Annotated in this window: 26 protein-coding genes and 1 pseudogene; 17 read left to right on the top strand and 10 right to left on the bottom strand. The window is 70.1% G+C overall.

The window, feature by feature from the left end; all coding sequences use genetic code 11:
* Positions 1-140 precede the first annotated feature (140 nt).
* Complete coding sequence (locus C3486_RS32360; RefSeq protein WP_103836433.1) at positions 141-494, bottom strand: hypothetical protein; 354 nt, start codon at positions 492-494, stop codon at positions 141-143.
* Between the two features lie 123 nt (positions 495-617).
* On the opposite strand from C3486_RS32360, the gene C3486_RS37570 reads away from it, so the two are divergent.
* Entirely contained in the window at positions 618-869 is a 252-nt protein-coding gene (locus C3486_RS37570; RefSeq protein WP_181138765.1) for a hypothetical protein, read from the top strand.
* Between the two features lie 21 nt (positions 870-890).
* Here C3486_RS37570 and C3486_RS32350 read toward each other — a convergent pair whose 3' ends face one another.
* Both C3486_RS32350 and C3486_RS32345 read right to left on the bottom strand, forming a co-directional pair.
* The gene (locus C3486_RS32350) at positions 891-2,288 is read right to left on the bottom strand and encodes an MFS transporter (protein ID WP_103836431.1); all 1,398 of its coding nucleotides are present in this window, start codon (positions 2,286-2,288) and stop codon (positions 891-893) included.
* Positions 2,285-3,652 (bottom strand): hypothetical protein, encoded by a 1,368-nt coding sequence (locus C3486_RS32345; protein WP_103836430.1) that lies wholly within the window; start codon positions 3,650-3,652, stop codon positions 2,285-2,287. Before C3486_RS32345 ends, C3486_RS32350 begins: the two co-directional genes overlap by 4 nt.
* A gap of 127 nt (positions 3,653-3,779) precedes the next feature.
* Here C3486_RS32345 and C3486_RS32340 point away from each other — a divergent pair, with 127 nt between their 5' ends.
* Positions 3,780-4,280, top strand: a complete 501-nt coding sequence (locus C3486_RS32340) for an SsgA family sporulation/cell division regulator (RefSeq protein ID WP_258053139.1) — start codon at positions 3,780-3,782, stop codon at positions 4,278-4,280.
* A gap of 322 nt (positions 4,281-4,602) precedes the next feature.
* Here the strand turns inward: C3486_RS32340 and C3486_RS32335 are convergent, their stop codons facing one another.
* Positions 4,603-4,956, bottom strand: coding sequence for a hypothetical protein (locus tag C3486_RS32335; protein WP_146075103.1), 354 nt, complete (start codon positions 4,954-4,956; stop codon positions 4,603-4,605).
* A 56-nt stretch (positions 4,957-5,012) separates the two neighbouring features.
* Here C3486_RS32335 and C3486_RS38660 point away from each other — a divergent pair, with 56 nt between their 5' ends.
* Positions 5,013-5,876 carry a LuxR C-terminal-related transcriptional regulator gene (locus C3486_RS38660; RefSeq protein WP_308461281.1) on the top strand — a complete coding sequence of 288 codons (864 nt, stop codon included), beginning with the start codon at positions 5,013-5,015 and terminating at the stop codon, positions 5,874-5,876.
* Between the two features lie 553 nt (positions 5,877-6,429).
* Here the strand turns inward: C3486_RS38660 and C3486_RS38855 are convergent.
* Positions 6,430-6,702, bottom strand: a complete 273-nt coding sequence (locus C3486_RS38855) for a DUF6087 family protein (protein WP_374936950.1) — start codon at positions 6,700-6,702, stop codon at positions 6,430-6,432.
* A gap of 430 nt (positions 6,703-7,132) precedes the next feature.
* On the opposite strand from C3486_RS38855, the gene C3486_RS32315 reads away from it, so the two are divergent.
* The gene (locus C3486_RS32315) at positions 7,133-8,107 is read left to right on the top strand and encodes an alpha/beta hydrolase (protein ID WP_103836427.1); all 975 of its coding nucleotides are present in this window, start codon (positions 7,133-7,135) and stop codon (positions 8,105-8,107) included.
* Positions 8,108-8,188: 81 nt separating this feature from the next.
* Positions 8,189-9,271: a GlxA family transcriptional regulator gene (locus C3486_RS32310; protein ID WP_103836426.1), complete on the top strand. Its 1,083-nt coding sequence runs from the start codon at positions 8,189-8,191 to the stop codon at positions 9,269-9,271.
* Here the strand turns inward: C3486_RS32310 and C3486_RS32305 are convergent.
* Complete coding sequence (locus C3486_RS32305; RefSeq protein WP_103836425.1) at positions 9,235-10,155, bottom strand: NAD-dependent epimerase/dehydratase family protein; 921 nt, start codon at positions 10,153-10,155, stop codon at positions 9,235-9,237. The genes C3486_RS32310 and C3486_RS32305 overlap by 37 nt on opposite strands.
* 395 nt (positions 10,156-10,550) lie before the next feature.
* Here C3486_RS32305 and C3486_RS32300 point away from each other — a divergent pair, with 395 nt between their 5' ends.
* From C3486_RS32300 to C3486_RS32280, 5 genes are all read left to right on the top strand, one after another.
* On the top strand, positions 10,551-11,126 hold the full coding sequence (locus C3486_RS32300; protein ID WP_103836424.1) for a TetR/AcrR family transcriptional regulator: 576 nt from the start codon (positions 10,551-10,553) through the stop codon (positions 11,124-11,126).
* 106 nt (positions 11,127-11,232) lie between these two features.
* Positions 11,233-12,165 carry an acetoacetate decarboxylase family protein gene (locus C3486_RS32295; protein WP_103836423.1) on the top strand — a complete coding sequence of 311 codons (933 nt, stop codon included), beginning with the start codon at positions 11,233-11,235 and terminating at the stop codon, positions 12,163-12,165.
* Between the two features lie 7 nt (positions 12,166-12,172).
* A complete protein-coding gene (locus C3486_RS32290; RefSeq protein WP_103836422.1) occupies positions 12,173-13,759 on the top strand; it encodes a succinic semialdehyde dehydrogenase in 1,587 nt (528 codons plus the stop codon).
* Between the two features lie 63 nt (positions 13,760-13,822).
* Complete coding sequence (locus C3486_RS32285; protein ID WP_103836421.1) at positions 13,823-14,533, top strand: type 1 glutamine amidotransferase domain-containing protein; 711 nt, start codon at positions 13,823-13,825, stop codon at positions 14,531-14,533.
* A gap of 263 nt (positions 14,534-14,796) precedes the next feature.
* Positions 14,797-15,096, top strand: a complete 300-nt coding sequence (locus C3486_RS32280) for a hypothetical protein (protein ID WP_103836420.1) — start codon at positions 14,797-14,799, stop codon at positions 15,094-15,096.
* A gap of 272 nt (positions 15,097-15,368) precedes the next feature.
* Here the strand turns inward: C3486_RS32280 and C3486_RS32270 are convergent, their stop codons facing one another.
* Together C3486_RS32270 and C3486_RS32265 are read right to left on the bottom strand one after the other, a co-directional pair.
* Positions 15,369-15,782, bottom strand: coding sequence for a hypothetical protein (locus tag C3486_RS32270; protein WP_103836418.1), 414 nt, complete (start codon positions 15,780-15,782; stop codon positions 15,369-15,371).
* A gap of 45 nt (positions 15,783-15,827) precedes the next feature.
* Positions 15,828-16,094, bottom strand: coding sequence for a hypothetical protein (locus C3486_RS32265; RefSeq protein ID WP_103836417.1), 267 nt, complete (start codon positions 16,092-16,094; stop codon positions 15,828-15,830).
* Positions 16,095-16,720: 626 nt separating this feature from the next.
* Here C3486_RS32265 and C3486_RS32260 point away from each other — a divergent pair.
* Positions 16,721-17,248, top strand: coding sequence for an ABATE domain-containing protein (locus C3486_RS32260; RefSeq protein WP_103836416.1), 528 nt, complete (start codon positions 16,721-16,723; stop codon positions 17,246-17,248).
* 5 nt (positions 17,249-17,253) lie between these two features.
* On the top strand, positions 17,254-17,649 hold the full coding sequence (locus C3486_RS32255; protein ID WP_103836432.1) for an SRPBCC domain-containing protein: 396 nt from the start codon (positions 17,254-17,256) through the stop codon (positions 17,647-17,649).
* Between the two features lie 344 nt (positions 17,650-17,993).
* On the opposite strand, the gene C3486_RS38360 is transcribed toward C3486_RS32255, so the two are convergent.
* Entirely contained in the window at positions 17,994-18,119 is a 126-nt protein-coding gene (locus C3486_RS38360) for a hypothetical protein (RefSeq protein ID WP_258053137.1), read from the bottom strand.
* Between the two features lie 261 nt (positions 18,120-18,380).
* On the opposite strand from C3486_RS38360, the pseudogene C3486_RS38355 reads away from it, so the two are divergent.
* Positions 18,381-18,603 (top strand): annotated as a pseudogene (locus C3486_RS38355) (IS5/IS1182 family transposase); the annotation flags it as partial.
* Between the two features lie 79 nt (positions 18,604-18,682).
* Here C3486_RS38355 and C3486_RS32250 read toward each other — a convergent pair.
* A complete protein-coding gene (locus tag C3486_RS32250) occupies positions 18,683-19,027 on the bottom strand; it encodes a nuclear transport factor 2 family protein (protein WP_374936949.1) in 345 nt (114 codons plus the stop codon).
* 689 nt (positions 19,028-19,716) lie between these two features.
* On the opposite strand from C3486_RS32250, the gene C3486_RS38350 reads away from it, so the two are divergent.
* The 4 genes from C3486_RS38350 to C3486_RS32235 form a co-directional block, all read left to right on the top strand.
* Entirely contained in the window at positions 19,717-19,851 is a 135-nt protein-coding gene (locus tag C3486_RS38350; protein ID WP_258053136.1) for a hypothetical protein, read from the top strand.
* Between the two features lie 170 nt (positions 19,852-20,021).
* The gene (locus tag C3486_RS32245) at positions 20,022-20,771 is read left to right on the top strand and encodes an SDR family oxidoreductase (RefSeq protein WP_103836414.1); all 750 of its coding nucleotides are present in this window, start codon (positions 20,022-20,024) and stop codon (positions 20,769-20,771) included.
* Positions 20,772-20,971: 200 nt separating this feature from the next.
* Positions 20,972-21,157 (top strand): hypothetical protein, encoded by a 186-nt coding sequence (locus tag C3486_RS32240; RefSeq protein WP_103836413.1) that lies wholly within the window; start codon positions 20,972-20,974, stop codon positions 21,155-21,157.
* A gap of 263 nt (positions 21,158-21,420) precedes the next feature.
* Positions 21,421-22,096: LysR family transcriptional regulator (locus tag C3486_RS32235; protein ID WP_103836412.1), on the top strand; the 676-nt coding region annotated here is incomplete at its 3' end.

Below are 22,096 nucleotides of genomic sequence, written 5' to 3'. Positions count from 1 at the left end.
AGGCGGTGGTGTTGCCCTGCCAGCGGCGCAGCAGCCGGCCGACCAGCTCCTGGCCGTCGCGCAGAACGATGCGGATCGGTGGCGTGGGCGGCTGCGACGGTGGCTCGCCGTCCGCAAGGGCCCGGGTTCCTCGTACACGGCTAGGCTGCCGCGTCCGCCTCGTCGGCGGGGGTGTCGTGGACGTGCTTCAGGGCGCTGCGGGCGGCGACGACGTCGGGGCCGGAGAGGGTGTCCCAGAAGGGGTGCGTGCCGATCTGGATGGACAGCTCCCGCATGCGGGCGCGCAGCCGGGCCTCCTGCTCGGCCTGCTCCTCGGTGTAGCCGGGCGAGTCCTCCCGCCGGAAGGGGTAATGGTGCCCCTCAGGGCGCTCGTACCCGGGCAGCGGCACCACCGACCACGGCAGCGTCTCGCACAGCGCCCGGTAGGCGGCGCGGGTCCGGTGCATCTCCAGCTGGGCGGCGATCAAATCCTCGGGGAAGTCGTACTCGGCCACGCCAGAATGATACGCCCGTTCGATTCTCTGGAGCGGGCGGCACGCCGCAGCCTCCCCCGCATGGCCCCGTCGCCGTTGCCCCAGGTGCCGTTGCCGGCGAGGCCCACTCCTGACGTTCACGCAGTGCCAGCTGACGCCGCTGCCGCGCTGCCGCTGCTCCTCGGCGAGGACGGCAGCGAGCGCCTGCTGGTCGATGCACGGGTCGATGGCTTCGAGGACCAGGCGCTGCAGTGCGTTGGGTCCAGGGCTTCGACTTCCCACTGGACGGGCCGGTCGACGTCGAAGCCGTACGCGCGGGCGAAGCCGGCCACGGGGCTCGTCCTTCTTGCCCTCCGCGGCCGGCAGCCCGTACGCGAGGATCCGCTCCTCGCCTGACCAGCAGGTGCGCTGCACCCCTCACGTACGCCTGGTTGCGGACCGCGCTGCACAGCCTGCGGGGTGCTCACCGTCAGCCGCCAGGATCGAGGCCGGTCTGTGCCGGTCTTCGGATGGCGGTTGTGTGCTGGGGAGGCGCAGCAGGCAGAGCAGGCTCGCCCCGCAGAGACAGATCACGTAAGCGGCGGTCAGCCAGGGGAAGCCGGTTGCGGTGATCTCGGACAGTCGGCTGTTCACGAGCGGTGTCAGGCCGCCGCCGAACACGGCGCCGATGTTGTAGGCGACGGCGGTGCCTGTGCTCCGGATGCGGGCGTCGAACAGTTCGGGAATGTACGCGCCTTGGACACCGAGCATGGTGACCAGGGCCAGCAGCTCGACGGTGGTGCCGGCGGTGAGGGCGAGGAGGCTGCCGGTCTGCAGGAGTGCCAGGTAGGGCAGCATCAGGGCGGCCATGGCGGTGCAGCCGATGATGCCGAGTCTGCGGCGTCCGAAGCGGTCACCGAGTGCGGCGGCAAGTGGTGTGGTCGCCGCCATGACCGTCATGGCGATCGTGACGGACAGCAGGGTCCCGGTCGGGTCGAGCCCCATGGTGGTCGTGGCGTGGGACATCGCCCAGGTCGTCACCGTGTAGTGAACGGCATAGGCGCAGGTGACCGCGCCGGCGATGAGCAGGACCCGCCCGCTGTGATGCCCGATGACCTGGAGGACGGGCGCGCGGGACAGAGCCCGGTCTTCGGCGAGGGCGCGGAAGGCCGGGGATTCCAGGATCGAGGAGCGGAGTACGTATCCGATGAGGGTCAGCAGTCCGGCGCACCAGAACGGCACGCGCCAGCCCCAGGCCTGGAATTCCTGTGCGTCGAGCGTTGCCGTGAGGGCCAGCAGGCTTCCGTTGGCGAGCAGGAACCCCAGGGCGGGACCGATCTGGGGGAAGGAGGCCCAGAGCCCCCGTCGCCGGGCCGGCGCATGCTCGGTCGCGAGCACCACGGCTCCGGTCCACTCGCCGCCGATGCCCACCCCTTGCAGCAGTCGCAGGGCGACCAGGCATACGGGAGCTGCCAGGCCCAGTTCCTGGTAGCCGGGCAGCAGTCCCATGCCGACGGTGGCGCCGCCCGTGGTCAGCACGGTCCCCAGCAGCAGGGTGCGGCGCCCCAGCCGGTCGCCGATGTGTCCGAACAGGGCTGCTCCCAGGGGGCGGGCCAGGAAGCCGGTGGCGAAGGTGGCCATGGAGGCCAGGGTTGCCGTGGCGGGTGCGAAGTGCGGGAAGTACACCGGGCCGAAGACGAGGGCTGCGGCGGTGGCGTAGAGGAAGAAGTCGTAGTACTCGATGACGGTGCCGATCAGCCCGGCCGCGGTGATGCGATTGAGGGCCGCCGTCGCCCTCTCGGGGTCGGGCCGCTCGTTGTGGTTGACGACTGTCACGGGCCCTCCTGGGACCACAGGCGGATCTTTTCGCCCAGCTCAAGGGCGGCCGGGACCTTGCGTCGCTGGTAGGGAGCCAGGTCCCGGGTCATGGTGGCAACGGCTCGCCGTACTCGGACCGACCGTACTCCGTCCATCATCTGCAGCGTCCCGCTCCAGGTACGGCAGGCTTGCTCCACCAGTCCTTGGCGGCATTGCATGGATCCGGCGTGGGCGTGGCTGAGGGCGGTGATGCGCCGCAGATCGGTGTCCGTCCGGTTCCATACCGCCTGGCTGAAGTGCTGCTCGGCGATGTCGTACGAGCCCATGTGCTCGGCCGCCTTGGCCGTGTGGGTCCGCACGCATGCGCTGGGGGAACCCCACAGCGCGGCCCAGAAGGGCATCTCCCGTTCATCGGCCCCGTCCACGAGCCGGGCGGCGTGGGCCGCTTCGGCAACGGCTTCGCGCCGCCGGCCCTCCATCGCCAGGGCACGGGCCCTGGTGGCGACGTAGAGCGCCTCCGTCGCGGGGTCCGTGCGCCCGCGGGCCCGCTGCAGCGCGGCGTCGACGAGCGCCAGGGCGTGTTCGGACCGGCCCGTCTCCATAGCGTGGTGTGCCAGCACCCGCAGCACGAACGCTCCGTGCAGGTCATTGCCGGCTTCCCGGGTGAGCCGGTACGCCTGCAGGTAGTACCTCTGGGCCAGCCCCTGCTCCCCGGCGTCATAGGCCTTCCAGCCCGCCAGGTAGGCGACGCACGCGGCAGCCGAGAGCATTTGCTGCTGGAGTTCCTCGCTGCGGAACCGCGCCCGGCACAGCGCGGCCACATCACTGGTCAGGTACTGCACCAGAGCCGACCGGCCGTGCCGGCCCCCGTGGCGTTCGTCGACAGCGGTGAACAGTTCGGTCATCTCCCGGACGGCGCGTACCTCTGGCTCGCCCGCGGTCCCCGTCCGGCGCGCCGTGGTGGCGCGCGCTGCCGCCTGGGCGTCGAGATCCAGCACGAGCGATCCGGTCGCAACGGTGTACGGGGCGGCGTGGGCTTCGGGGCGACGCTCGATGTCGGCCCTGCCCAGCATGGTCAGCACGTCCAGCGGATCGCGGTCCACGTGCAGTCCCAGTGAGGTGTCCGCAGCCTCCTTCTCGGCCGGCTGCAGCCCTAATTGCACTGGAGTGATCGGACGTTGGAGCTTCCGCGCCAGCGCCTCGGCGATCAGGTCGGCCGTCCTGCGTGCGGGCCGGGTGCCGGCGACCCAGTGCGCCACCGCAGAGGAGTTGGTCCGCACCGTCACGCCGTTCTCGCCCGCCACGGCGCGGATCTGGCGTGCCAGTTCCGCGTAGCTGTAACCGGATTCACGAATGGCCCGGTCCAGGGCCTCATTTCTCATGCGCAGCACGCCTCCGGCCGGTCTAAGCGGATTAAGCAACCTCAGGTCCAGCGGACGCTATCCGGCGATTCCGCCGTTGCGTTGAGTAGTTGCCGGAAGTCGCCACGCACGAGTGAGGAGTGCCCAAGTGCCCGACAATGGCCGCTCAGTACGGCATGATGTTGAGGATCACCGTGAGGATGACCGCGTAGTGGAGCGCGGCCTCGAATGCGAGCTCGTTCGCACGACGAGAGCTGTGATCCGCTTCCCCGTCGCGGTCCCCTCCCTCCTGTGCTATCGGACCAGTGATCCCTACGCGGTCCGCGTCGCCTTCCACATCGACTCTCCGCCCCCCGTCGAGTGGACGTTCGCCCGCGGCCTGCTCATAGACGGCCTCTACCGCCCCAGCGGGACGGGGGACGTGACGATCTGGCCGGCTCGGCTTCGGGGGAACCGTCCGGAGGTCTGGATGGCGCTCACCGCGCCGGACGGCCGCGACGTCGTACGTGCGCCGGCCGCGCCGGTCTCGGCCTGGCTGGAGCGCACCTTGCGTATCGTGCCTTGCGGTGACGAACGGCTCACCGTCCCTGCCAGCCCGGTGCCGTGCGATGCCAGGAAGGCACGTGACCGAACGGTAGGCAGCGCATAGAACACCCGACACCGTGCCTCAGCCGGGTCAGCGCACAGTGGTTAACGGCAGCCGACCGGCGGACCGACTCCGCCGCCCCTCCGCGCCCCCACATCTGCATCAGCGACATCGGCATCAACCGTACTGACACCGAAACGGCGGACTCACTCCGCCACAGCCCCGGCCGGCAGCAGCAACGCCGACTACCGACCGGGAGGCCACACCGACGTGGACAAGGCCGGCCCCGGCGGGCTGCTGGGTGTTCCTGTCCCCGGGGCCTTACCTTGCGTCAGCCGCGGCTCCACGTTTCGGGAGACCGTCTCCCGGCCGGGGAGACGCCACGCTACGGCCGGGCCCAGCAGGCGCCGATCGCCTCGTTCGCGGTCAGCCCGGCTGCCTCCAGCCCCAGCTGGCACTCAAGCCGCTTCCCGTACGGAGCCGGCTCCGGCTCGGCATTGGCGCAGGCCGCCTTCGTCTTCGGCCTCACCGGATATCCGTAGCCGGCGACCATCGCTTCGCACGAGGCCGCTCCCTTCACCTTCACCGGTTCTTGCGCCTGCGCCGGCGTGAAACGGAAGCCGGAGACGTCCGAGGCATTGGCCGGCACGGCAGCGGCCCCGAGAGCACCGACGGCGGTGAGCACCGTCAGCGCGGCGATGGCCTTACGGCGCATGGTATGAAGCATCTGTTCCCCCATGAGTCGGATCGATTGTTCGTGGCCGCGGGACCGGCCCGGCCCACGGCCGTGTCCAGATGCCACTCTCTCGTGGATCTTCTAACGGTGGTATGGGTAGATCTACGCATCGACAACGGGGGAGATGTCGCGGATGCTCACGCGCGCCTACGAACGGATGCTGGACCTGGCCATTGCCGCGCTGCACGAAAGACATCCTGGCCGCTGTGGCCACTGATCAGAGCAGAGCTTCCGCGGGCGTGCGGTGGCGACTTCATCGTCCGCAAATCGGAGGACTGGACCGAAAGCACCGGCACGATCCACATATGGACACCCGAGGGCGGAGCGGCGGTCGACATCGACGACCAGACAGGCAGGGTGATCCGCCGCGGCTATCCATGGATCGACGACTACCGGGCAACCAAGGACGCCACCCCCGGACCGCTCGCCAGATCATGGGCGGGAGGGCATGGCGTGCAAGTACAGCCGCACAGGTCGCACGAAGGGCTTTCGGTACCGATCACATCCTGGGAGTACCGCTGCCCCCCGGCTCCGGAACCGTCAAGGGCTACCTGATCTACCGTTCGGCATCCGACTTCACCTACACAGACATCGCTCACGCCCTGCGGCTGCAACCCCTGTTGGACGGCATCGAGCGACAGTACGAATTACTTACCCGATGGCGACAAACAACGACACGTCCCGGACAGCCTGACCCGGACCAGCGCGCCGTTGCCTTCAGGCTGACACCACGGGAGATCAGCGTCCTGGAGCTACTCTCCCGGTCGTTGACCGCTGACGCCATCGGGCGGCGTCTGGGGATCGCGACACGCACGGTTCACCGGCACATCGAGAACATCTATCGCAGGATGGGCACCAGAGATCGCCTGGCCACAGTGCTGCGCGCGCAAGCGTGCGGTCTGTTGCCTCCCCCAGCGCCGTAGCGGTATTCGCCTCGATCCGTACGTCATGGCGACGCGCAGCTCTGATCAGCCCAGCCAGGTGACGTCCAGGATGGACAGGTGCCGCGCGCGGCGGTTGATCCAGTAGATGACGGCCAGCGGTCCGATCGAGGCGCAGCGGACGTCTTCGAGTTCGGGGTCGCTGCGGTCCTATCGGGGCCAGCCCCATGGGGTGCGGGGGGGCGATGCCGAGGACGTCGCGGGCTATTTCCCGGCCGTGGGCGGGCAGCTCACGCAGCGCCTGGCCGGCCTTCGCGCGGACAGCCGGATGGACCAGGCCACATCGCTCACCGGCGGGGTCCGAGGATGTCGTCGAGGTCGACGAAGCCGAAGTCGTCCCCGCCGGAGGCGAGGAAGGCGGTCGGCCCGACGGTCGGCACGGATCCGCGCGAGCAGCTGCACGGCGGCCGCCGGGGCCAGGACCGGCGGCGATGCGGGCGCGTGCTCAGGCGTTGCGCTCATGACGTCCCCCAGGCGCGTCCCGCTCTCGCCGTACGCGGCCACGGCGAGACCGCGGAGAGTTCCGACCACCGGCTCACCAGCGCTCCGGACCGGGCTCGGCCGGGCACATCAGGACCTGAGCGGCGGCGACGTTGCCGACAATCGCGACCGGCTTCCAACGCCGGCCGTCCCAGCGGACCACCGCGCGAGGCGCCTCGAGGTCCAGGTACGCGGCCCGTGGCGGGCCGGGGGGTGAGGGTGAGGACGCGCATACGCCCAAGCTGGTAGGCGCACTGCCACAAGGACCAGCTGAAGCCACCGGCGCGCCGCCCTGGTCCTGGTCGTCGCCGGGGCCCTCGATGGGCATTCCGCCGATGGCTTCGCGCTCTTCCTCGGTGAGTGCGCGGTTGCTCTCGGTGGTGAGGTGTGATGTCGAGATGCAGCCAATCTTGAGCAAAAGTAAACTTGCTCAAGATCTACTGGGAACGGGCGACTTCGAACGGCAGGTCGAGGCGCGGCCAGCCCGTAGGGATCGCGCCGGGGAGGTCGGCGTAGTCGTCGAGGTTGAGCTCGGACGGCCGTTGCGCTGCGACTGGGGATTGCTGAGGTGAGAGCCCCGTCGGCCGCACTCCCGGGGCTCCTGTTCTCCGCTCGCCCGATTTTCCGCTCATCAGGCCGCACCTCAGAACGGGTGTCGCGATCACCTCGAAGGGAGTCGTTCGCGGCACTCGGCCTGGACGCGGACCGTCCGTAGCGTCGATGAGGCAAGCGACCGGCATTCGAGGAAAGGATCAGCGATGACTGACCTTCCAGCCCCCACCACGCCGTACCTGGAGCCCGAGGCCAAGGAGCTCGCCGACGGCACCGACCCACACCCGCGGATCTACGAGCTTCCGCCCGAGGAGGGGCGCAAGATCCTCAGCGACCTGCAGAGCGGCGAGGGCGTCGAGCGCCCGGACGTCGACGAGGAGTGGGTCGAGGTCGACGCCGGCGAGTGGGGCACCGTCCGCACCCGCATCATCAAGCCCAAGGGCGCCACGGGCGCTCTGCCCGTGGTCTTCTACATCCACGGCGCTGGGTGGGTCTTCGGCGACGACAAGACCCACGACCGCCTCTTCCGCGAGCTCACCGTCGGGGCCGGTGCCGCCGGCGTCTTCCCGGTCTACGACTGGGCGCCCGAGATGGGGTACCCCACGCAGGTCGAGCAGAACTACGCCGTCGGCCAGTGGCTGCGGGAGAACGGCGCCGACCACGGCCTCGACACCTCCCGCGTCGCCGTCGCCGGCGAGTCGGTCGGCGGATGCATGTCCGCGGTCTTCGCGCAGATGGACAAGGACCGCGGCGGGCTCCCGCTCAAGGCGCAGATCCTGCTCTACCCCGTGACCGGGCCGGACTTCGATACACAGTCCTACCACCAGTTCGCGGAGCACTACTACCTCACCCGCGACGGGATGAAGTGGTTCTGGGACGCGTACACGACCGACGAGACCAAGCGCGAGGAGAAGTACGCCTCGCCGCTGCGGGCGACCCTCGAGGACCTCGAGGGGCTGCCGCCCGCCCTCGTCATCACGGCGGAGGCCGATGTCCTGCGGGACGGGGGCGAGCTGTACGCCAACAAGCTCCGTGAGGCCGGCGTCGAGGTGACGGCCGTCCGCGTCAGCGGGACCGTCCACGACTTCATGCTGTTGGACAGCCTGCGGGACACCCCGGCCACCAACGTCGCACGGAAGCTGTCCGTCGACGCGCTGCGAGACGCTCTCCACCAGGAGTGACCGCTTCCAGGAACATGGGCGGCAGACTCGGCAGGGTCTGCCGCCCATCGCTGCGCGGAACACGGACTTCGAGGAGACACGATGAGCCCGAGCGCGACAGGTCCACACGTCGACGAGACCGGAGCGCGGGTCGTCGGTGAGGTCGGCCTGCTGGAGTACGACGACTGCCAGGTGTCGGCGATCCATGGCCTCCGGGACATCTTCCGTGTCGCCAGCGAGTACGCCGTGGAGTCGGCCGACCCTCCGAGCGTGATCCGGGTCAGCACCTGGGCGGTGTCCATCACCGACGACGGGCCGGTCATGGTCTGCACCTCGGACACTCATCCTGAGCTTCCGCACCGGCTCAGCCACGTCATCATCCCGCCGAGCCTCGTCGTACCCGAGCTGATGACGTCGGTCAGCGAGCTCACCGATTGGCTTGTCGGGCTCCGGTCCGAGGGCACCACCCTCTGTGCCGTGTGCGCGGGCGTCTTCGTCCTCGCCGAGACCCGCCTGCTCGACTCCCGGGATGCCACGACCCACTGGGCGTTCGCCGAGGAGCTGGCGCGCCGACACCCGAAGGTTCGGGTGGACGCCTCACGCATGGTGATCGACGACATCGACATCGTGACGGCCGCGGGGATCCTGGCGTGGGTCGACCTGGGCCTCACCCTCGTGGACCGGATGCTCGGTCCCAGCGTCATGCTGCACACGGCACGCTTCGTCCTCGCCGACCCGCCGCGCCGACGGCAGTCCCTCTACCAGGAGTTCACGCCCCGACTCCAGCACGGCGACCCCGACATCCGCGAGGTGCAGACCCGGCTGCACGCCTGCCTCCATGAGCCCCACTCCGTCGAGCACCTCGCGCAGACCGCGGCCATGCACCCGCGCACCTTCCAGCGACGGTTCAAGGAGGCTACGGGCCTGACCGCGACGGAGTACATTCAGGCGGCGCGCATCGCGAAGGCACGCGAGTCCCTGGAGCTGACCAACGAGCCGGTCGCCCAGATCTCCCGCAGCGTCGGCTACCTGGACGTGTCGAACTTCCGTCGGCTCTTCCAGCGGGCGACGGGCGTCACACCGTCGGAGTACCGCAGCCGGTTCGGCATCGCGGCACGAGTCAGCCATCAGGAGGACCTGCCGACGGGTCAGCCGGCGAGGATCCGCTCCACTCCCTCCCGATAGCTCGTGACCTGGAATTCGGGAAAGCGGGCCGCGAACTTCGAGCTGTCGAAGATGTTGTCGTCCCGGTAGCGGACGAGCAGCTCGTACATCTCGTCGAGCGGCTTGACGAAGCGGCGCCCGAGGCGGAAGGCGAGCATCGGCAGCACCGTGTAGCCGATCTTGCGGCCGGCGACCTCGCCGGCGAAGTCGATGAGCTGGGCGTAGGACTGCCGGTCCGGGTCGACCGGCAGGTGCCACGTCTGGCCGTAGGCATCCGGCGTGTTGCCGAGCAGGGCGAGAGCGCGGCTCGCGTCGGGGGTCCAGATCAGGGACCGCTTGGCACGGGCGTCGACCGGGACGAAGGGCCGCTTGCCCGCCTTGATCCGGTCGAACACCAGCGAGTTCGTGTAGCTCTTCGTCCGGCCGGGACCGTAGAACTCGGGCGCTCGGCCGATCAGCGCTTCGACGCGGTCGGCCCGCATGGCCTCCAGCAGCATGGTGGCGATCTGTGCGCGGACCCGTCCCTTGCGTCCGCCCGGCGCGAATGCTGTCGACTCGGTCTGGGGCGTCGACGTTCCGGGATACATGTAGGTGTTGTCGAAGAAGACGAGCTTCGTGCCGTGTTCGGCGCAAGCGTCGATGACGTTGCGCATCATGACGGGGAACTGTCGCTCCCACAGCTCCGAGTCCAAGGGCAGGCCGACGGTGAGGTAGGCGATATCGCTGCCCGCGACGGCACGGCTGGTGGCGTCGGCGTCGGTGAGGTCTGCGGCCACGAGGTCATCGGTGTCGTTCACCCTCGACGGCTTGCGGCTGACGAGGCGGATTTCCTTGGTGTGGTTGCGGTGGAGCTCGTTCACGAGCTCGTCGGCGATCGGCCCGCCGACGCCGAGAACGGTCTGCATGGGATCTCCTTGAGGTGGATGGTGCGGGTGCCGACGACAGCCCAGCTGCGAGCGGCGTCGTGCCACCACGGGTGCGGTCGACCACCGCGGCCGGCGTGCGGACCCAGCCGAAGTGGTCGTTGGCCGAGCCTTCGGGCACCCGGTCGCCGGTGTGGTGCCAGCGTGCCACCGAGGTGCACGAGAAGAGGCGATGAGCGAGGTCGTCGACTGCCCCGACCGGCGACAACGTGTCGTCGCCCAAGCTGATGACGAGGGCCGGCGTGGTGATCGGCTGGTCGACCGCGTACGGCAGTCGGCCGGTGAGCGCCATGCGGGCCCATGCCAGCGGGTCTCGGTTCCTTCGGACGTACACTATGTTTACAGCGCTAACAAAGCATAGGAGGGCGAAGTAAGCAATGTCAACATCAGAGAAGAGCGGCTACCACCACGGCGACCTGCGGGCGGCGCTGCTGTCGACCGCGATGGAGATGCTGGAGGGCGGCGAGCCCTTCTCGCTGCGCGCCGTCGCGCGCCGGGCCGGCGTGTCGCCGACCGCGCCGTATCGCCACTTCAAGGACCGCGACGCTCTGGAGTCCGCGCTGGCCGTCGAGGGTTTCCGGGACCTGCTGGCAAACCTGGGCGACGGGCGCGACCTGCCCGCCTCGCTCCCGGACCTGGCCGAGTTCGCCGTCACCTACGTCGCCTTCGCGCTGCGGCGCCCGGCCCTGTTCCGTGTGATGTTCGGCAAGCCGTGCGACGACGCCGACGACGAGCGGGTCAAGGCTGCCGACGCCCTGCACGAGCTGCTGGCCGACGCGCTCGATCGCGTCTTCCCCGACGCGGACGCCTCTGCCCTGGCGTCGGCCGGCTGGGGGCTCGCCCACGGGCTGGCCTGCCTGTACCTCGACGGCAAGCTGCAGGCCGCGTCGGGCGAGGAGGTCGCCGACCGGGTGCGCAGCGCCTTCCTCGCCATCACGTCGGTCGGCTCCTGACGCGCGCCACCCGCTCGTCACGCGCCTCACATCCTCCATTGTTGACGGTGCTCACATGCCGTGCAATCCTCAGTGTTAACACCGCTTACATCGGAGGAGAGAGCCCATGGCATCGACCACCACGCCGACCGACCGCGACCGGACTGTAGAGGTCGATCTCGGAGGGCGTCTCGTCACCGTCCCCGAAGGCGGCCTCTACGACCGGTTCCGCATGGACACCGACCTCGACGAGGTCGAGCGGGACCCGCGGGTCAGCAGCGTCGACTTCTTCCGCCGGATGCCGAAAAGCCGCGTGGACTCCCGCATCGGACCCACGCTGACGCCGAACTTCTACTACCGCATCTCCACGACCCGGCTCACGATGCTCGCGCCGACCAAGGCGATCCGGGCCCGCCTGCCCCGGGAGCTGGACCCGCTGGAGATCGCCCCGGGGCTCGGGATCGTCTCCGTGATGGCCTTTCGGTACGACGTGTGCGACATCGACTTCTATACCGAGGCCGCGGTCGGCATCGCCGTGAAGCCCGCGCGGCACGGCGGGCTGGGCCTGCTCGACCTGGTCACCGGGCTCAAGAACGACTCCCTGCACTCCTACGTCCTCTCGCTCCCGGTCAACACCGAGATCGCGCAGGTGCGCGGCCACGACGGCTATGGGTTCCCCAAGTGGGTCACCGAGCTCGACGTCGACATCGACACCGCGCGCACCTCCACCAGGGTCGCCAACGACCAGGGCGGCCTTGACCTCGCCCTGTCGGCGCCCACCCCGAAGCAGACCGCCCGGCCCACCGGCGAACACGTCTCGACTCTCACCTCCTACACCACCATCGACGGTGCCTGGCACTCCACGACCAGCCAGATCAACATGCTCTCCTCGGGAACCACACGGTTCCCCCGCCGCTTGGACCTGCAGCTCGGCAAGGGCCGGATGAGCGACGACCTGCGCTCACTGAAGCCGGTCCGCACGATCCAGCTCGACGTCACGACCGAGGGCCAGCTGGCGCTGCACATGCCCGTGCCCACCGCCATCCAGGACCGGAGCTGAGACCACGATGACCACCACCGACACCGCCCCCGCCGAGGCCGCCCTCCCGGCATGGCTGACACCGTCCCGGGTCGCCCGCCTGGCCACCCTGGTGGCCGCCGGTGCCCGCGCCCAGCGGGTCGCCACTACCTCGCCGTACACCGGCGCACCGCTCGCGGACCTGCCGGTCTCCACCCCCGACGACGTCGAGGATGCCTTCGCCCGGGCACGCGCTGCCCAGACCGGCTGGGCGGCCACCCCCGTGGCCGACCGCAAGCGCATCATGCTGCGCTTCCACGACCTCGTCCTCCAGCGGCAGGAAGAAGCCCTCGACCTGATGCAGGCCGAGAGCGGCAAGACCCGTCGCGACGCGTTCCTCGAGGTCAGCGACATCGCGATCACCGCCCGCTATTACGCGCGCAGCGCACAGCGGCTGCTCTCACCGAAGCGCCGCAAAGGCGCGATCCCGGTGCTGACCCACACCACCGAACTGCACCACCCCAAGGGCGTCGTCACCGTCATCTCGCCCTGGAACTACCCGCTCAGCATGGCCGCCGGCGACGCCATCCCTGCCCTGATGGCCGGCAACGCCGTCGTACAGAAGCCCGACACCCAGACCGCCCTGACCGCGCTGTGGGCGCTGGCCCTGATGCGCGAGGCCGGCCTGCCGGCCGACGTCTGGCAGATGGTGGTCGGCCGTGGCAGCTCCATCGGAGACGCGCTCATGGAAGGCGGGGACTACATGATGTTCACCGGTTCCACTGCCAGCGGGCGCCGGATCGCGCGCGACGCGGGTGAGCGGCTGATCGGCGCGTCCCTGGAGCTCGGCGGCAAGAACGCCATGGTCGTCCTCGCCGATGCCGACATCGAGAAGGCCGCCGCCGGTGCGGTCGCCGCCTGTTTCCCCTCGGCCGGGCAGCTGTGCGTGTCCATCGAGCGGCTCTACGTCGCCGATGAGATCCACGACGCGTTCGTCACCGCGTTCGTCGAACGCGCCCGTGCCATGCGCCTGGGCGCGGCCTACGACTTCTCGGTGGACATGGGCTCGCTGACCACCCCCTCGCAGCTCGAGACCGTCAGCTCGCACGTCGACGACGCGGTGTCGAAAGGCGCGACCGTGCTGGCCGGAGGCAAGGCCAGGCCCGACCTCGGGCCACTGTTCTACGAGCCGACGATCCTGGCCGATGTGACCCCTGAGATGACGCTGTTCGACCACGAGACGTTCGGCCCCGTGGTGTCGGTCTACCGCTACCGGTCGGTCGACGAGGCGGTGGCGATGGCCAACGCCACGCCGTACGGCCTCAACGCGAGCGTCTGGGGCCGCAACGGCACCGAGGCCCGCAAGGTCGCGGGACGGCTCCACGCCGGCACCGTCAACGTCAACGAGGCGTTCGCCGCCGCCTGGGGCAGCATCGACGCCCCCATGGGCGGCATGGGCGACTCGGGCCTCGGCCGCCGTCACGGCGCCGACGGGCTGCTCAAGTACACCGAAGCCCAGACCGTCGCCCACCAGCGCCTCCAGGGCTTCACCCCGCCCCGCGGAGTCGAGCACGAGCAGTGGGCGCGGATCCTGACCCGGGCATTCAAGACGCTGCGTGCCCTGGGCGTCCGCTGACCGACCACCAGCCACGACGGCCGGCCGCCTCGCCATCCCGGGCCGTATGAAGGAAGATCAACCATGACCAAGCGCGTCCTCAACGTCGTCACCAACGTCGGCCACTACGACGACCCTTCCCACACCACTGGCCTGTGGCTCTCCGAGCTCACGCACGCCTGGCACGTCTTCGAGGAACACGGCTACGAGCAGACGCTCGTCAGCCCGGCCGGCGGCGCGGTGCCCCTCGAGCCGCGTGCGCTGAAGTTCCCGAACTACGACAAGACCGCCAAGGCCTGGCGCGCCGACCCCGAGAAGATGGCCATGCTCGAGAACACGGCGAGCCCGGACCAGATCGACTCATCAGAGTACGACGCGATCTACTTCACCGGCGGTCACGCGGTGATGTACGACTTCCCCGACAGCGAGGGCCTACAGCGCATCACCCGCGAGATCTACGAGCGCGGCGACATCGTCTCCTCGGTCTGCCATGGCTACTGCGGCCTGCTCAACACCCGGCTCTCCGACGACTCCTACCTCATCGCCGGCCGCAAGATGACGGGATTCGCCTGGACCGAGGAGGTCCTCGCCCGCGTCGACAAGCTGGTCCCCTACAACGCCGAGGAGAAGGCCAAGCAGCGCGGCGCGCTCTACCGGAAGGCGACACTGCCGTTCGTCTCCTACGTCGTCACCGACGGCAATCTCGTCACCGGTCAGAACCCGGGTTCGGCCAAGGCCACGGCGAAGAAGGTCGTCGAGGCCATCGAGGGCAACGCGTCGAAGGAGCGAGGCTGAGCCGAGACGCGGTCCTTCCGTGACGGAAGGTCCCCGGATCGATGTCGTCGAAGACCGCGCTCCACGTCAGCGACGGGACAGTGGACGTCGGCAAGGCTCAACGAGCACGCGAACTCGGGGCCCGAGTCGTGCATCCGCACGACTTCCGCATTCTCCTTGACCACCTCCGCCCAGTGCGGGCCCTCAGAGCGGCCGGTTCGTGGCGTGTCGGGCCTGGCCGCCGGGAGGAGACTCAAAGGAGCGGGACGGCTGAAGGAGGCGCCATGACCACCACCGCGCATACCCCGCACGCCGACCACTCCCATCGGCACGGCAGTGGCTGCGGCCATGTGGAGGTACCGCACGCCGACCATGTCGACTACGTCCACGACGGGCACCTTCACCGCGTGCACGGGGACCACACCGACGAATGCGAGACCGCAGGGCACACCGCCCACGAGCAGCACACACACGAGCACCAGACCGGTTGCGGCCACGTCGCGGTGCCCCACGGCGACCACGTCGACTACGTCCACGACGGGCACCGGCATGCCGCACACGACGGGCACTGGGACGACCACTGAAAACCGCCCGAGGGCCCATGAGCGAGGCAAGAGGTGAGCCGGACACCAAGAGCCGGCGCGCCAGCTCACCGGCCTCGGGCTGGTCTGGGCATAGACATCGCCGAGTACTGAGATCCGTGGTTCACAGTGCTCGGACACAGCGGGAGGCGCAGCAGCGGGTCGGGCGGATGCTTCCGCTCGTCGTCGAGGAAAGCCGTGAGCGCCCGGTGGTCGGGATACGGGTCGATGGCTTCGAGGACCAGGCGCTGCAGTTCGTTGGGGTCCAGGGCTTGTCAGTCGACCGCGGCGTGCGGTGAGGCGGCGTCGGGTGTGTGGAGGGCGTAGGTGATGGCGGTGTCGGTGTCGTAGCCGGCGCGGAACGCGGTCTCGTAGGCGGCGTCGCCGATGAGGTGGCGGGCCTGTTTCTCGCACGCCTGGCGGGCGGCGATGAGTTGGGGCGAGCCCATCTGTGGGGTGCCGAGGGTGTGCCAGGTCTGCTCGGCGAGGCAGAAGTCCAGTACGGCCCGCAGGTTGGCGTACTCGGCCCGCGTCCGCTCGTACCAGGCGATCTGGCCGGGTCCGATCCAGGCGGCATCCGCCCGCTGGGCCAGGGCCAGGTAGTAGTCCCGGTGACAGCGGCGCAGCACGCGCTCCTCGCCCAGTCGGTGCAGCCAGCCGGCGCCGAACTCGCGGATGGTGTCCAGCATCCGGTAGCGCTCGCCACCACCGGTGGGCTACCAGGTCAGGATCGACTAGTCGGCCAGCGCGGCGAGCAGGTCCGGGATCTGCTCGGCCGGGAGGTGTTCGTCGACGCAGACCTGGCGGGCCGCCTCGGCGTCGAAGCCGTCGGCGAAGGCCGACAGCCGGGCCCACAGCAGGCGGGCGGAAGGGCGGCACAGCTGGTGGCTCCAGCCGATCGCGGTCCGCAGGGCCTGGTGCCAGGGAGGCTCGGCCCGCCGCCCGACCAGCGCCCTCGCCTCCGCGGGCGGGCGCCCCGCATGGCGCCTCTGTCTGGTCACGATCGCCTCTGCCCCGGTAACCGGGAGCGGGCGGCAGTCTACCGACGCCCACCGCACTGAGCATCGATTGCAGAGAAAGTGACCGTCTGCGACAACAGCAGACCACGACCGTGCAGGAGTAGCGCGATCGATGAACGGCAGCACTCGCCCACAGGCCGATCGATCAGGCAGCCGTCGGCCAAGATCAAAGAGAGCAGGCCGGGACGCAACCGCACACGGTTCCCGGACACGGTTCCCGGACACGCCCTAGCGCACTGATCCACTCCGCTGCTGAGATCCGCCAGAAGGCCTCCGGGCCTGCTCCGGGGCCTGGTTACGGTCCGGCTCGTGCCGGTGGCGATCTGGTTCGCGCGGGCGGACGGGAGCATCCTTGGGGCAAGAGCGTCGACGCATGGGGGCTGGGTGGGTTGCGATGAGTGGCGTGACGAGACGTCGTCAGATGCGGACCGTGATGCGGGCGGTGGGCCGGCGTACCGCGTTGCGGTACGTATACGCCGGTATCGGAGCCTGGGCTCTTGCCGCGTGCGGCAACGGTTCCGGTGCCGGGGGAAGCACCGGCCTTGCCGGGCAGACAGTCAGCGCCTTCGTGAAGGGCAGGCGTCGCCTACCGGTTCGACCCCGGCGCACTGTGCCTGGAACTGCTCACCACCGGCGGCCCCGGCCCCTACCGCCGGTACGAGGCCCTGCACGAGCCCGCCGACCTGGCCGCCTGGGCGGACCGGTCGCGGCTGACCCCGACGCCCGCGCTGGAGATCTCGGCGGAGGAGGTGGCCGGCGCGCGACGACTGCGCGACGCGCTGTTCCGCGTCGTCCTCGCCCACACGCGCGGCGAGCTGCACCCGCCCGGCGACCTGGAGCCCCTCAACGAGGCCGCCGCCCGGCCGGCCCTCGCCCCCGCCATCGCCCCGGACGGGACGCGGCAGTGGACCGGGAACCTCAGCGGCACGCACCTGACGGCCACCGTCGCGCGGGACGCCGTCGAGTTGCTGACCGGCCCCTTCGCGCACCGCATCCGCACCTGCGCCGCCGAGGACTGCCACCTCGTCTACGTCGACACTTCACGCCCCGGCCGCCGCCGATGGTGCTCCATGGAGCACTGCGGCAACCGCCACAAGGTCAGGGCGCTGCGCGCCCGCCACACCGAGGAAGGATGACCGCCATGCCCACAGGACTCACCAAGGATGCCGGCTGGCAGATCGGCGTGTCCCGCACGCTGCCCCACCCCGCGCCCCTCGTCTGGGACTTCCTCAGCAGCCCTGATGGGCTCGCCCTGTGGCTCGGCCCCGGCGCGGCCCTCACCCCCGAACGCGGCACTCCCTACCGGACGGCCGAAGGGGTGACAGGTGAGGTGCGCGGCTACCACCTCGGCAAGAAGATCCGCGTCACCCATGGCACCACCACGCTCCAGGTCGCCCTCGCCCCCGCCGCCGACGGGGCCCGGACGATGCTCCGCTTCCACCAGGAGCACCTGGCGAGCGCCGAAGAACGCCAACGGCAACGGGAGCACTGGCAGCGCGTCATGAGCCAGCTCGCCGCCGCCCTCGACCAGCGCTGATGGCGACGCGCAAACCTGGCCGGAAACGGGTCACGCGCACCGGGTGACGGCTCAGAGGGCCGCAGGGAACACCTCCACCTCACCCAGAGGAAACACCTGTCAAGCGTCTGGAGAACTGACCCACTTCGGCTCCGCCGCCCACCCGGCCGCAGCGCGAAGGTGTCGACCGGCTCGGCGGGCATCCGCACCATGACCGAGACCTACCACGCACCGGGGCAGGCCCCGCGGTGTGAACGAGTGATTCGGGGAGGTGACGGTCGTTGTGCCGGTGGCGCATTCCTCTGTGCGGGTGCGGGGAGGGTCCTGCCTGCCCGGTTAGCAGGCCCTCCCCTCTCTCTGAAGAGTCAGTGCGCGACCAGCCACGCCGCGACCACTGCCGCGGTGAGCAGCGTGAACGTGAGCAGTGTGGTGCGCAGCCGGGTTTCCCAGCGGGGAATGGGGGCGCCTCGGCCGATTTCGTCATACCTCACGACCTCCAACGAGCCGCACCGTCAGCGGTACGAGCGACGGCCAGGCCCGTTCGGAGGACCAGGACCCTTCAGTCGGCATCCCCGACGGGGATCCGGGGGTGCCGGGCTCAGCACGGCTGGCGCCCGGTACGGGCCCGCAGCAGCGCCTGGCGGCCCCGCTCGATGGGCACCCCGGCGTAGGAGACGCCCTCGCCGACCGGCTGGCGAAAGGCCCTGCTACGCGAACACGGCGACAGGCTCCGCGCCGCATTCGCGGACAGGCTTGCCGAGACCAGGGATCAGCGCGCCAACCGGCAGCGGCGTGGCAGCCGGGGCGGTCGTCCCACCGGCTTCGACCGGGCACGGTGTGTCGCAGGAACGAGGTCGAACGGACGATCAGCGCGCCCTAGGGCTCCTGAGCCGGGGCGACAGGTACGACAGGAGAGCGTACGTCTTCCACTGCACGGTCGTCCTCGCCGCGATCCGGCTATGGCTGCGTAGGTAACGCGTCAGGCAGTCTGTAGGTGACACGTCGGACAGTCTGTGGACCCTGGCCATGGTTGTGGCCGCGGGATTGGTCTCGCTCAGGCTTGTCCGGTCTCGAAACGGGAGATCTTGTCGCCGGACACGGTGAAGCGCCAGAAGGTGCGCATGGCGCCCCAGCGGTCGTTGGTGAAGTTGGCCACCAACGCGGTCCCGCCGTCTGCGATCGATTCCACGTCCATACGGCCGTCGCTGCCGAATGCCTCGCTTTGGAGCCAGCTGTCGGGATCGCGATCGACGCCGTCGTCGCTCATGGTCGCATTTGGTGTGAGCAGGCCCAAGAGTTCGTTGCTGTCGCCAGCATTGAGCGCCTCCACGAACTTCGCCACGACCGGGTCCAGCTGATCGGTTGTCATGGTTCCTCCAAGGGTGCTGAAGATGGTCACCCGCTTAACGAACGCCTGGTTGCAGGGTCACTGACGGCCGTAACGCGATCCCTCGGAAACGCCTTACGCGGTCACCCTGCCGTGAACGCGAAAGCGCCTCCCGACCACGAACTACGAGGCTTGTTGAGGGCCTCTTCCGTGCCGGTTGGAAGGCACTTTTCGCATCGGCTCGGCAGGCATCCGCACCATGCCCGAACGGTTGCCCCGCACCGTCGGCGGCCTCGCGGGGGGGGGAGAGAATGGGTGACCCGCTCCCGGAGACCAGCAGACCCCCCGCGAGGCGCCTCGGGGTCCAGGTGCGCGGCGCGGGCCGGGGGTGAGGGTGAGGGCGCGCATACGCCCGAGCTGGTAGGTACGCTGCCGCAAGCGCCGACCGAAGCGTGCGTCACCGGCGCCGGGCGTGTCGCCCGCCTGGCGGGGTCGGCGGTTTGCCTGTTCGAGGAACGGTTCTGTGCGGCCCCGGTGGGCCGGCTGTCGGCGGCGGCCCGGCCCCCGGCTGGGCGACCCGGTCGCGGCTGGGCGGCCCGGTCCCGGCTGGATGGCCTGGTTGTCGAGAACGCCGGCGCGAGGCAGAACGGCTCGGGCGGCGGGGGAACGTTCGTCACCGAGTTGAGGGCGGACCCGGGCGCGCCGGGGCGGGAGAGCCTGCGGGCGCAGGTGAACACGCTCCAGCGGGTGCGCGCGCGGAGTTGCAGCCGGAGCTGTTCGGGGACGTGCCGGAGAAGCGGGTGGCGGCCTGGCGGGCACGGGCGCCGAAGGAGTACCCGTCGGACCTGCGGGCGGCGGGCGGGCCGGTGTGCTGCACGCTGCCGGCCGCGCTGTGAGGAGACGGGAGTCAGCCGTTCCCAGCGGGCCAGTCCGCTGACCGGGGTACCGATGATGTTTGTGGAGCGACCCGAAACTTTTGTTACCCGATGCCCGTAATGTCTGCCTAGGCTCGTCCGTAGCAGGTGATCAAGCCGATCGTCGGCACGGATGCGAGGGAGTGCGGAGCATGACTGAGAACACGTTGCGGGACAAGGTCGCCGTCGTCGGCGGTGGCGAGAAGAACCTGGGCGGGCTGATCAGCAGGACGTTCGCAGAGGCCGGGGCAAAGGTGGTCGTGCACTACCACAGCTCCGAGAGCGACGCCGAGCAGACGGTGCAGGCGATCCAGGAGGCCGGAGGGCAGGCCGTCCCCGTCCAGGGGGACCTGACGAAGGTCGCCGACGTACGGCGGCTCTTCGACACGGCGGTGGACACCTACGGTGGCGCCGACATCGCGGTCAACACCACCGGGATGGTGCTGCGCAAGCCGATCCTGGAGACCACCGAGGAAGAGTACGACCGCATGTTCGGCATCAACGCCAAGGCGGCGTACTTCTTCATCCAGGAGGCCGGGCGCCGGCTGAACGACCACGGCAAGATCATCAGCCTGGGCACGTCCCTGCTGGCCGCCTTCACCGACGGCTACTCCACCTACGCCGGAGGCAAGGCGCCGCTGGAGCACTTCACCCGGGCGGCGGCCAAGGAGTTCGCGGACCGCGGGATCTCCGTGAACACGGTGGCTCCGGGGCCGATGGACACGCCGTTCTTCTACGGTCAGGAGACCCCGGAGCGGGTGGAGTTCCACAAGTCGCAGGCGATGGGCAACCAGCTCACCCACATCGAGGACATCGTCCCGATCATCAGGTTCCTGGCCACCGAAGGCTGGTGGTTCACCGGTCAGACGATGTTCCCCAACGGCGGCTACACCACCCGCTGACCCCGTGCCCTCCCGGCGCGCCTTCCCGGCGTACCCTCCCGGCGCGCCTTCCCGGCCGACTCCCGGCACGGGCGGGTTCCGCCGGCGGGGCGCCCCGGCGTGCCCTCCCGGTGGGGCGCCCCGACCGGCTACCGGCCGGGAGCCGCCGGCGTCGGCGCCCTGCACGCAACACCAGGAGGTAGTGGTGGGCGCACATCCGAGTGACCCACGGTGCCCGCTGTCCGACCACGCTGCGCACCGCCTTGGTCCGGGGCTATGGCCACTACGTGGTCTTCGCCGCGCTGGCCGCGACCGGCGCGGGCCTGGAGACGGCTCCGGACGCCGCCGAACACCACGGACACCTCTCCACCCGAGGTGCCGGACCGGCGGCCGCCGCCCCGTGGTGACCGCGGTCCCGATGCTGGGGACACTGCAGCGGGCCCCGTACCGGAGCGGTGGACACACCCCGCCGGCAGCCGCCGGTGCACTCGTGGGCCGGCTCCGGCTTCAGCGCACCCGCCCTGGGGGGAACGAAGCGGCGTGGTCGCCCTGAAAATCGGCGGCGCCGCCCCGGGAATCGGCGGCACCCGCCCTGGGCATGGGCCTGGCGGGGCCGCCACACTGGCAGCCGACCTCTTCACCGTCCACCATCGAGCCGAGAGGCGTTGAGGTGCGCCTGGACCTGAACAAACTCGACCACCTGATCGCCGTCGCGGAGGAAGGCAGCCTCACCCGCGCCGCCGCCCGGCTTCACCTGTCCCAGCAGGCCCTGTCCACCTCCATCCGGGTCCTCGAACGCGAAGTCGGGGTTCCGCTGCTGGAGCGCGGCAGCGCGGGCGTCACCGTACTGCCCGCCGGAGCCGCCCTGCTCGAGGACGCCCGCGTCCTCAACGGCATGGCCCGCGCCGCCCTGCACCGCGCCCGGCACATCGGCCGCGGCGAGACCCAGACGCTCCGCATCGGCTACACCCCCGCCGTCACCGGCGACGAACTCGTGACCCTCCTCGCACCGGTGACCGAAGCCCACCCCGACCTCACTCCCGAGATCCACCAGCGCTATCCCTCCGAGCTGACCGCCGCCCTCCTCGCCGGCGACCTCGACATCGGCCTGTGCCGCGGAATGACGCCCGCCCACGGCCTGACCCGCACCACCCTTGGCCACCAGCGCCTGCACATCGCCGTCGCCCACGACCACCCCCTGGCCGCCCGCACATCCGTGGCCCTGCCCGAACTCGCCCACGAGTCCTTCCTGGTCTGGGGCACCCCCGGCCGCTCCGGCTACACCGACCTCCTCATCGACCACTGCCGCAACGCCGGTTTCGAACCGAACACCGAACGCACCACCC

The sequence above is a fragment of the Streptomyces sp. Ru73 genome (assembly GCF_002920575.1).
Lineage (GTDB): Bacteria > Actinomycetota > Actinomycetes > Streptomycetales > Streptomycetaceae > Streptomyces.
This window is presented reverse-complemented; position numbering and strand designations above follow the sequence as displayed.

Excerpts from the sequence above, each read along its gene's own strand:
- C3486_RS32345 (WP_103836430.1), bottom strand. The coding sequence starts at position 3,652 with ATGAGAAATGAGGCCCTGGACCGGGCCATTCGTGAATCCGGTTACAGC.
- C3486_RS32335 (WP_146075103.1), bottom strand. The coding sequence starts at position 4,956 with ATGGGGGAACAGATGCTTCATACCATGCGCCGTAAGGCCATCGCCGCG.
- C3486_RS38660 (WP_308461281.1), top strand. The coding sequence starts at position 5,013 with ATGCCACTCTCTCGTGGATCTTCTAACGGTGGTATGGGTAGATCTACG.
- C3486_RS38855 (WP_374936950.1), bottom strand. The coding sequence starts at position 6,702 with ATGCCCATCGAGGGCCCCGGCGACGACCAGGACCAGGGCGGCGCGCCG.
- C3486_RS32315 (WP_103836427.1), top strand. The coding sequence starts at position 7,133 with ATGACTGACCTTCCAGCCCCCACCACGCCGTACCTGGAGCCCGAGGCC.
- C3486_RS32310 (WP_103836426.1), top strand. The coding sequence starts at position 8,189 with ATGAGCCCGAGCGCGACAGGTCCACACGTCGACGAGACCGGAGCGCGG.
- C3486_RS32305 (WP_103836425.1), bottom strand. The coding sequence starts at position 10,155 with ATGCAGACCGTTCTCGGCGTCGGCGGGCCGATCGCCGACGAGCTCGTG.
- C3486_RS32300 (WP_103836424.1), top strand. The coding sequence starts at position 10,551 with ATGTCAACATCAGAGAAGAGCGGCTACCACCACGGCGACCTGCGGGCG.
- C3486_RS32295 (WP_103836423.1), top strand. The coding sequence starts at position 11,233 with ATGGCATCGACCACCACGCCGACCGACCGCGACCGGACTGTAGAGGTC.
- C3486_RS32290 (WP_103836422.1), top strand. The coding sequence starts at position 12,173 with ATGACCACCACCGACACCGCCCCCGCCGAGGCCGCCCTCCCGGCATGG.
- C3486_RS32285 (WP_103836421.1), top strand. The coding sequence starts at position 13,823 with ATGACCAAGCGCGTCCTCAACGTCGTCACCAACGTCGGCCACTACGAC.
- C3486_RS32280 (WP_103836420.1), top strand. The coding sequence starts at position 14,797 with ATGACCACCACCGCGCATACCCCGCACGCCGACCACTCCCATCGGCAC.
- C3486_RS32270 (WP_103836418.1), bottom strand. The coding sequence starts at position 15,782 with ATGCTGGACACCATCCGCGAGTTCGGCGCCGGCTGGCTGCACCGACTG.
- C3486_RS32255 (WP_103836432.1), top strand. The coding sequence starts at position 17,254 with ATGCCCACAGGACTCACCAAGGATGCCGGCTGGCAGATCGGCGTGTCC.
- C3486_RS32245 (WP_103836414.1), top strand. The coding sequence starts at position 20,022 with ATGACTGAGAACACGTTGCGGGACAAGGTCGCCGTCGTCGGCGGTGGC.